Origin of the sequence: Geminicoccus harenae, assembly GCF_019800005.1 — a bacterium.
In the GTDB taxonomy this organism is placed as follows: domain Bacteria; phylum Pseudomonadota; class Alphaproteobacteria; order Geminicoccales; family Geminicoccaceae; genus Geminicoccus; species Geminicoccus harenae.
In genome coordinates this window covers 1-8,080 of record NZ_JABGCL010000074.1, presented here as the reverse complement: position 1 = coordinate 8,080, position 8,080 = coordinate 1, and the positions used below count along the sequence as shown (strand labels likewise).

Genomic DNA, 8,080 nt, shown 5'->3' with positions numbered 1-8,080 from the left:
CATCGGTTGTAGCGGTTGTAGATGGTCGTGGCGGGGCCGTAGTCTGGCGGCACATCCCGCCAACGGCAGCCGGTCTTGAGCACGTGCAGGATCCCGCTGATCACCCGCCGATCGTCGACCCTGGGCCGTCCTGGCCGGCCATGGGGCAGATGCGGCTCGATCCGCGCCCAGGCCGCGTCCGACAGCCAGTACAGATGTGCCATCCGCCATACCCTCCTCAGCCTGCGTCCCTGATCAGCCGACTAAAAGCCATGAAGCTGCAGAAGGTTGTTTGAGTTCCCTACCTAGGCCACCACAGAATGAGCCGCGCCGCTTGCTCGCGCGGTAGCAGGCCTTTGGCCCATGCTGGTTCGAGCGCAAAAACTACAACACCAGACCTCAACCAAGCTTCTCGCTCATGAGGTCTCTTCATGATGTGCCGATCGAACGTGAGTGTGGCCCAGCCGTTTTCGGCCGCTAGGCTCTCCAGCCAAACTTCGTCCTTAGTGGCTGCAGGGAAGCGATCCACCAGCGCATGGACTTCATGCCCGTCTGGCTCCACAAGTACATGGACAGCTCGGGCGATCCGCGGAGAAAGATTGGCATCCAGAAGTAGCTTCACGCCACCCCTGGGGTCGGCGCGCGTTCTAAAGTTAACTCAAACTTTAGCGCATCCTCAATTTCACTGCGCGGCACTTCATACCAGCGGGCGACAGCTGCAGGATCGCCAATGCTTCGCAACGCGTCCTTTATCGTCTCGGTGGGAACGCCAGCGGTTTTCGTGATCGGCTTGCCGAAGGATCGATGAGGGTCGACGACGACATGACGGCGACGACCTAAGGGCCACCACCGATGTGCCTGATGGTCGAATCCGAATTCCAACTGCTTGAACAGGGGGGCTACAGCACGATGTATGACATACTGACCGCTAAGTAGATCATAGAGCTTCCGATCCTCGGGATTTCCCTCAATGTCCATAACCTCAAGAAAAAGACGTCGACCGTCCGTCTGGAAGTCGCTTCGCGCAAGCGGGTAGTCGGTCTCCATCACATCTTGAGCGTGAGATATAGCCTTTCTGAGACGCTGGAGAGGAATATTTATCTTGCGCCTTAGGTGGACTACAACGTGAAGTTGAATAAGATCCTGAAAGGACATGCCGATAGAACCGTCGAGGCGGGGTAGCCCAACCTGCCACAAGGGCGGAGCCCACTGCTTTGCGCCGCCTTCGCCACTAAAGTGGTATCCAACAAGCCACCGTTGCGCCAACCGCGAGCTTATTCCGGCCAGCCGCGCAGCGTCTCGAAGCTCATACACTCCGAGGCCTGTCCATGTGCCGTTCTCGTTCATTCCTGCCCCTTGGCCATACCCGGCGGTGACCGCGCCGCGATCCTATCTCCGCCCTCGTCGCGGTGACAATTCCCCCTCCGCACCGTATCGGCCTTCTGAGCAGAGCGGAGGCCTTGAGCGGGTGCCACTATCGCGCATCAACGGTGGCTCTCACGTAAAATCCCCCACAGTCATGTTCACTTCGTCTTCTCCACGCCGTTCACAGCAAGTAGGCACACCTCCATATCGCCGTCCGGAGTGCTGCGGGACGTATTCTTGAGGATGGACCAGGAGCCGGTCCGAGGATTGCGAAACAGGAATAGCGCTGCTCGCTCTCCATCCATCATCTTCCCGCCACCCTCTGGCAGCTCGCCATACTCCTGCGCCAGTAAAGCCTTAGCTTCCTTCAACGGCATGCAGGCTTGTTGGGAAGGATCGGCCGCGGCGAGCAAGAACGGCGTCAGACCGGCCAACCACTCGGACATCGAGATCACGTAGCAAAATCCCCCGCCGTCAGGGTTGTCACATCGAGCGTCGCCAGCAGTTCGTGGTGTTGCCCATCTGGGTGCAGGTGAAGCCCTGGCGCGGCGGCGGCTGGTTGGCCTGGTTCATCAGCGCGAGGCCTTGCGAGATGGCAGCCCAGCTCGCGGCATCGGCCTGCCGCTCCTGCTGCTCCACTAACGCAGCTTGTCCCATCCGGGCCTGCTCTTCGCTCGCGATGCGCGTGCGCAGCTCCGCCATGTAGACGCCGACCTGAGCGTCAGTGATCAAACCAACGTCACGCTGCTGCGCTACCAGCATGCGGTAGTTGTCCTCCAGCGCTGCGAGGTCCGGGTAAGGATAGCCGGCCTGGGCCCGCAGCGGTGCGATCCCGCTGTTGTAGCAAGCCGCGAAACGCTGGTGGGCATCGGGAAGCTGCGGTTGGAACTGCTGCGCGCAACTCTGCTGAAGTGCGGCCGCCTGCTGCGGGAATTGGCTCTGCGGAGCACCGGTGCCACATCCGCTCACGAGGAGCGCCACCAGGATCGTACGTTTCATTGTCGCCCCTCGAAACTATGGGTGGTGCTGAAGGGCAGGGTAGCTCAGCTATTTCCGGCGATCCTTGATCGTCCAAGAGCATCCGTCAACGTTCACAAGTCATGATTGGCCCAACCACTCTGCCACGCGTCAGGCCCGAAGTCGGATGGTTGCCGCCTGTCTTTGAAGCGCCGGCAACCAAGAGGAAGCATCGCGCCTTAGCAGTTTGATCGCGTCATCTGATGAGATGCCCGGTGTGGTGCGTAAGCGGGCGCCGCGTCACAGTCGATGTCTGCCCGAATCGCGACGGCAGCCCCGATCACGACCGGCTCTATGAGGCGTGGAACGGGACGGCCCAGGCCATCCTAGAAGCCTCAAGCCGCACAGGCGCCGACATCCTTGCGAAGCTCACCCTGGCGGAAGAGTGGATACAGCACGACCAGGCTTCACCGGCGGATGCCGAAGCCTTGATCGCGGCAGCACGTGAGGAGATCCAGCGGCTGCTCATGCCCGCAGCCTCGGCAGGCCCCAGCGTGCCCATGAGTGCGGCAGGAGAACCGGACCGGCGGCACGCCATCACCTAACGTCACTTTGAACAGCCGCCTCGGGGAGACCTGAGGCGGATTTGCTTTGTGGACAGCTCTGGTAGGTCCGCATCGTGACCAGCGGGACCTTGACCAGAGATGCGCGGGCCGAGTTGGTCGAACGCCCGAGTGTTCCTAGTAAGTCTGGCGGAAGGCCGGACCGCACTGTGCAAGCTCACCCGAGACCACACCTACGGCCGTTGGTCGGCGTTTGCCGAGTGGGCAGCCAGGATGTGGCAGAGGCGGTGATCGCGGCCGGCTTGGCCCGTGACTGCCCGTGGTTCAGCAGCGGGCGTTATGCAGCGGTGGAGCAGCGTGAGGAGGTGGTAGCGCTCCATGGGCTGGCCAAGCCCATGGGGCTGTTCGAGCGGATGGGCAGCCAGCTGCACTGAGGGCTTGCTGGAACCGGGCTGCTCGGGAGTGGCCCATCGTGCTGCAGACGCTTCTGCGGCCAGGCTGCAGCGTGGTGGGTCATCATACCGTCAAGGAGCTGCCGCCAGAGCAAGTCGTATTACAGACTCGTAATCTGACCATCATCGATGCTTAATAGCCGCCCGTGGTGGAGATATTCAATGCCCGATGACCATGTTCGCCCACCATCCGAGGTCCAGCCCGACGAGGTCGGCGTCGCTGTCGACAGCATCCTGCCGGTCACGGACGAGATGGCCCTCTACTATCGCAGCCTGAACGCTACAGCCGCTCAGGGGGTAGCCGAAACAGAGAAGCGGCTGCAGGCGGCCCTGCTCGCGACGGTGCATACCGAGGACGAGTGAGAGGTGCTGCCGGCTCACGCCGGACGCAGCACCAACAGCGGCGGTGCCTGGAGCACGATGAGAGGGAAGGCCGACCAGTACCTACCGTTCTGCCTGGAGCCGAAGGGATGACCCCAGCTACGAGCTGGATCCCCCTTCTGCAGGATCATGTATCGAGGCGAAAGAAGCTGCGTGCGAAGGTGTGACAACGGAAGCATGCTCGGATCCGCGCCGACTACCACCTTTCCGATTGCGAGACACTACAAAGTTGGGCTGCGCGCTCTAGTTGTTAGCTTCGGATGTGAACGAAACCGGTAGAGGGCCACGTGAGTCGAACCATTCAAGAGCATCGGCAACGTCTTGCCGAGCGTGGGCTCAAGCGGCTGGAAGTGTCTGTTGCAGCCTCAGACGCAGATCTGATGCGGAAGGTCGCCAAGGTGCTCAACGGCGACGACATCCAATCCGAGCGCCTGCGAGCGGCCGTACAGGAGTTCATGCCCGGACGGGCAACGATCAAGTTCGAGGACTGGATCAAGGCGCCATAAGCCAGCAACCGCGCGTGATGTCACGGATCGCTGACGACCGCAGGGATCCCTCATGTCCGCCCCCATCTCGCCCCATGATCACGCGATTGCGCAGTATGTCGCTGAGGCACGGAGGGAGGCTTCGACCCTGCCCGGCCAACTCGCCTGTCTGCGCCGTGTCGCACTGGGGGAGGCTGCCCTGCTCGAGAAGAGGTCAGCGCGGCGCATTCTAGTAGTTGCTGGCCATGCTGCCTGGCTCGTGCTGCATGTGCATGGGGTCGGTGATCCAGAAGCCACCCTGCGGGCCGGCAAGTTCGTGCGGGAACTCCGTACTGCGGTCAGCAAGGCCCAGGCTCCGTAGATCGCCTGCTCCAGTAGGTTGAACCGCTTCACGTCGATCTGGTCGACCGTTTGCCGGATCATCCGTGTGCCGTGCTTAGCCTACACGCGGAGCAGCGTATCCAGGTTGGTGGGAAAGGCCCGCTAGATCCGAGTCGCCGTCTGCGGCTCTACAACTCCAACAAGTCCCAAGGCAGCACCAACAGCGGCGGTGCCGATCGCCTACCGGTCCTGGATCCACCACAACCGCAACCGCAACCGCGTCGAGTGCGTTTGGGCCAGGCTCAAGGAATGGCGCGCCGTCGCCACCCCGCTATGAGAAGACTGCGACTTCCTTCATGGGCGTCCTGTGCCTCACTGGCTCCCTCGACGGCTCAAGAGCCAACGGCCCCTAACGGAGACAAATCTCCTCATGGCTGTTCATGACACTATAACGATCGTGTCTTCATTTCTGGGTTCACCATGTCCGATCGCCTGAAAGTCCTGCTCCAATACCTGCTGCCGAAGCAGCGTCTGACCACCTTCGCCGGCCGCGTCGCCGGAGCGCAGGGAGGCTTGATGACGACCCGGCTGATCCACTGGTTCACGGGCAAGTACGGCGTCGACATGAACGAAGCCGGGAATCCGGAGATAGCCAGCTACAAGAGCTTCAACGAATTTTTTACCCGTCCACTTAAGGCCGGCGCGCGTCCGCTGGCGGCGGCCGACTTCGTCTGTCCTGTGGATGGCGCGATCAGCCAATTCGGTGCCATCGACGACCACCACATCCTGCAGGCCAAGGGCCACCGCTTCACCACCACTGAGCTGGTCGGTGGCGACACCGCGCTGGCGGCGCAGTTCCGCCATGGCAGCTTCGCCAACCTGTACCTGTCGCCCAAGGATTACCATCGCGTGCACATGCCATGCGACGGCAAGCTCGCACGCATGATCTACGTGCCGGGCACGTTGTTCTCGGTGAATCCGGCTACGGCGCGCGGCGTGCCGAACCTGTTTGCGCGCAATGAGCGCGTGGTGTGTGTGTTCGAATCGCCGGAATACGGTCCGTTCGTAATGGTGCTGATCGGCGCCACCATCGTCGGCAGCATGGCCACCGTGTGGCACGGCGTGGTCAATCCGAAGCGCACCAACAGGGCATCCGAATGGACCTATGTCGACCAGGACATCGTGCTGAAAAAGGGCGAGGAAATGGGCCGCTTCCTTCTCGGCTCGACGATCGTGATGCTGTTCAGGCAGAACACTATCGCCTTCAACAAAGACTGGGCACCGGAACGGCCAGTGCGCCTCGGCGGACTAATGGGCAATCACCCGGCCTGAACATCTTCTGGCATTGCATGCGTGGCGCGTTTGAACCGGACCGGAGCTGTCAGAACTTCGGCGCGGTCGCCATGGCGCAGCAAAGCGCGACCAGGTCAGTGAGCAGCGTGCCGCCGAGCATTCATCACACGGCATGGGCCCACTTGCGCGAGCGTCGTCTGGTCTGCCTGAAGTGCGGCAACCGCAATGCCAACCGTCTCACCATCGCCATGGCGCCCAGATGATGGTGATCTACGGACGCCTTGCCCGCCTTCACGAGCTTCCGTCGCACGTCCGTATCGAGGCTTGGTGCCACCGTTGCCAGCGCGGCTCGCCGGTGATCAAGGACTTCTGGGTACAGAAGTACGGCCGGGACAGGACGCTGCCGGAACTGGAGCCACGGCTACGTTGCATGGAGCGTGGCGCGAGGGGGAGGTTCAGGCAGGAGATGAGGTAGGCAAGCGTCTCATCTCGCTGTCATCACGTTCTTTGGCTATTCCGCGCGTGTCATAGCGGTGCACGCTGCCATCGCTTCATCGCCACCCTCGATATAGCAAACCTCCATCTCGCTGGGACTGCTGAGATAGGCGGTGACATTGCCGTCATCGTTCGACATGAGGATGGTCTTGCCGTCGGCCTGGATCACACCGACGAAGTCTTCTTCTCCACCCTCATATTTGACCTCACCACGAAACACCCGTCCGCGCTGCTCGGTGATCGCCATGCTAGCCGAGCGGCTGGCCTCCCATCCTTCCGTCGCGCTCACTGCCGGACCCGTACCACTCCAGGTGCCGCTCAGCTCTGGCACCTCTTGCGCATAGGCTGCCGCGCCGGATGACAGTACGGCGACGAGTGCCCAGATCGATGCACGCATGCTGCTCTCCCTGGCTGCCGATCGAGTGACATGCAGCAGCCGTTTCTTGCTGACCTGACCGGGTTGAACTTCTTCGAGCTGCATGTCCATGCGGTTTCTCGATTGCGAGGTACATTCTCATCCTCCGGAGCGAACTAAGTTGATCCGTGACGCCTCTCGTCAGACGAGAATAATTCCACGTCACTTTATTAGCTAATATTCTATGTAGATTGGAACGTCATTGGTCCTGCGCCCTTTGATGATATCTACTATTTCGCGAACTGGTGCAGATGATGTTGATCCTCGTGGTCGAGGACGAGGGGCTGGTCGCCATGGCCATCGAGTGGGCGCTGAAGCTTGCCGGGCATCGAGTGCTAGGTCCTACCGACAACGTCGACGACGCCATTCGACTGTGTGAGGCGCAGCGGCCCGACGTGGCTCTGATCGACCTGAACCTCGGAGAGGGCGGGGATGGTCGGGTGATCGCCCGGCACCTAAAGGAGCGCTACAACGCGCCAGTGTTCCTGCTGACTGCCCAGGTCGCCCAGGCGCGCAGCGAAAAGCAGACGGTATGGGGGGTCATGCGCAAACCCTACGACACCGGCAGCTTGCCTCGACTGATCGACTTTGTCGCCGATGTCTTGGGGGGAAGTTCAGCGCAGCCTCCACCGGGCGTGGAGATCTTCAGGCTGCCGGATCGCTAACCCGCCAAATCATCTTTCTGATCGGCCCGATGGGGGATCGACTTCTTCCTGGACCAGTGAGCCAAAAGCCATCCAGCTGCCCCAAACGAGCACAGCGCTGCACCTATCCAAAAGAGGTCCTGCATGATGGTCACGTTGTTCTCTCCTGGAGGATGGTCAGGACCATGCAGGCGGGCAGACGCTGGCGGAACGGAGCCGCCCTGCCTCTCCGCCAAAGAATGGTACGTGCCATATCGTGAGGGCGACCACCGCCCCAAGCGCTCGCGCACCTGTTGGCACCCGGCATGACCTCGAATGATCATCAGGCCCCACCTGATTTCATCGATTTGTGGCGAGCGCAGCAGATCCACGCGATCCTGGTCCGCTATGGCCGGTTCCTATCGCCTGACGTTGAAAGAACGTCCGGCTACAGAGAGTTAGCAGCTGCCCGTGACCGCGAGATTGCGGCTGTTGAGGTCGAGGCACTGCGGCGGAAGAGCATTGCGGCCGAAGCTGCCGATGCAGTGGCCAGGATCTGGAAGATGGGTGGGTGATCTGTGATAGGATCCACGCCAGGGCTTGCGTTACAAGCGCGACAGCTCATGAGCCAAAAGCCGCCGCCTGGCTGGATCAGCAACCATCGGCCGAGTATGACCCCTGACGGATGCACCGGCAGGAATAGGGCATGAGCCGAACGATGATCGGCGACCCGCGCTTCTTCACGCGGAGC

The 8,080-nt window shown here is 61.5% G+C and carries 12 protein-coding genes and 1 pseudogene; 7 read left to right on the top strand and 6 right to left on the bottom strand.

All coding sequences use genetic code 11. The annotated features are described in order from the left end of the window. The 5 genes from HLA95_RS26250 to HLA95_RS26230 all read right to left on the bottom strand — a co-directional run. Positions 1-203 (bottom strand): transposase (locus HLA95_RS26250; protein ID WP_222185011.1); only part of this gene is annotated, 203 nt, incomplete at its 3' end. 77 nt (positions 204-280) lie between these two features. Then, positions 281-601 carry a PIN-like domain-containing protein gene (locus HLA95_RS29355; protein WP_191059667.1) on the bottom strand — a complete coding sequence of 107 codons (321 nt, stop codon included), beginning with the start codon at positions 599-601 and terminating at the stop codon, positions 281-283. Beyond that, on the bottom strand, positions 598-1,026 hold the full coding sequence (locus tag HLA95_RS26240) for a DUF433 domain-containing protein (protein ID WP_191059666.1): 429 nt from the start codon (positions 1,024-1,026) through the stop codon (positions 598-600). Before HLA95_RS26240 ends, HLA95_RS29355 begins: the two co-directional genes overlap by 4 nt. A 476-nt stretch (positions 1,027-1,502) precedes the next feature. Further along, on the bottom strand, positions 1,503-1,799 hold the full coding sequence (locus HLA95_RS26235) for a hypothetical protein (RefSeq protein ID WP_191059665.1): 297 nt from the start codon (positions 1,797-1,799) through the stop codon (positions 1,503-1,505). A gap of 28 nt (positions 1,800-1,827) precedes the next feature. Next, positions 1,828-2,343, bottom strand: coding sequence for a hypothetical protein (locus tag HLA95_RS26230; RefSeq protein ID WP_191059664.1), 516 nt, complete (start codon positions 2,341-2,343; stop codon positions 1,828-1,830). Between the two features lie 781 nt (positions 2,344-3,124). On the opposite strand from HLA95_RS26230, the gene HLA95_RS26225 reads away from it, so the two are divergent. The 5 genes and pseudogenes from HLA95_RS26225 (at position 3,125) to asd (ending at position 5,835) form a co-directional block, all read left to right on the top strand. Then, on the top strand, positions 3,125-3,298 hold the full coding sequence (locus HLA95_RS26225) for a hypothetical protein (protein WP_191059662.1): 174 nt from the start codon (positions 3,125-3,127) through the stop codon (positions 3,296-3,298). Positions 3,299-3,478: 180 nt separating this feature from the next. Then, complete coding sequence (locus HLA95_RS26220) at positions 3,479-3,679, top strand: hypothetical protein (RefSeq protein WP_191059661.1); 201 nt, start codon at positions 3,479-3,481, stop codon at positions 3,677-3,679. Between the two features lie 305 nt (positions 3,680-3,984). Then, complete coding sequence (locus tag HLA95_RS26215) at positions 3,985-4,203, top strand: hypothetical protein (protein WP_191059660.1); 219 nt, start codon at positions 3,985-3,987, stop codon at positions 4,201-4,203. 532 nt (positions 4,204-4,735) lie between these two features. Beyond that, positions 4,736-4,916: pseudogene (locus HLA95_RS28670) on the top strand (transposase); the annotation flags it as partial. Positions 4,917-4,983: 67 nt separating this feature from the next. Then, positions 4,984-5,835 (top strand): archaetidylserine decarboxylase, encoded by an 852-nt coding sequence (gene asd / locus HLA95_RS26210; RefSeq protein WP_191059659.1) that lies wholly within the window; start codon positions 4,984-4,986, stop codon positions 5,833-5,835. 472 nt (positions 5,836-6,307) lie between these two features. Here the strand turns inward: asd and HLA95_RS26205 are convergent, their stop codons facing one another. Then, positions 6,308-6,778, bottom strand: coding sequence for a hypothetical protein (locus HLA95_RS26205; protein ID WP_191059658.1), 471 nt, complete (start codon positions 6,776-6,778; stop codon positions 6,308-6,310). 179 nt (positions 6,779-6,957) lie between these two features. Between HLA95_RS26205 and HLA95_RS26200 the strand changes: the two genes are divergently transcribed. Together HLA95_RS26200 and HLA95_RS26195 are read left to right on the top strand one after the other, a co-directional pair. After that, on the top strand, positions 6,958-7,371 hold the full coding sequence (locus HLA95_RS26200) for a response regulator (RefSeq protein ID WP_191059657.1): 414 nt from the start codon (positions 6,958-6,960) through the stop codon (positions 7,369-7,371). A 284-nt stretch (positions 7,372-7,655) separates the two neighbouring features. Next, positions 7,656-7,904, top strand: coding sequence for a hypothetical protein (locus HLA95_RS26195; protein WP_191059656.1), 249 nt, complete (start codon positions 7,656-7,658; stop codon positions 7,902-7,904). Positions 7,905-8,080: the final 176 nt, after the last annotated feature.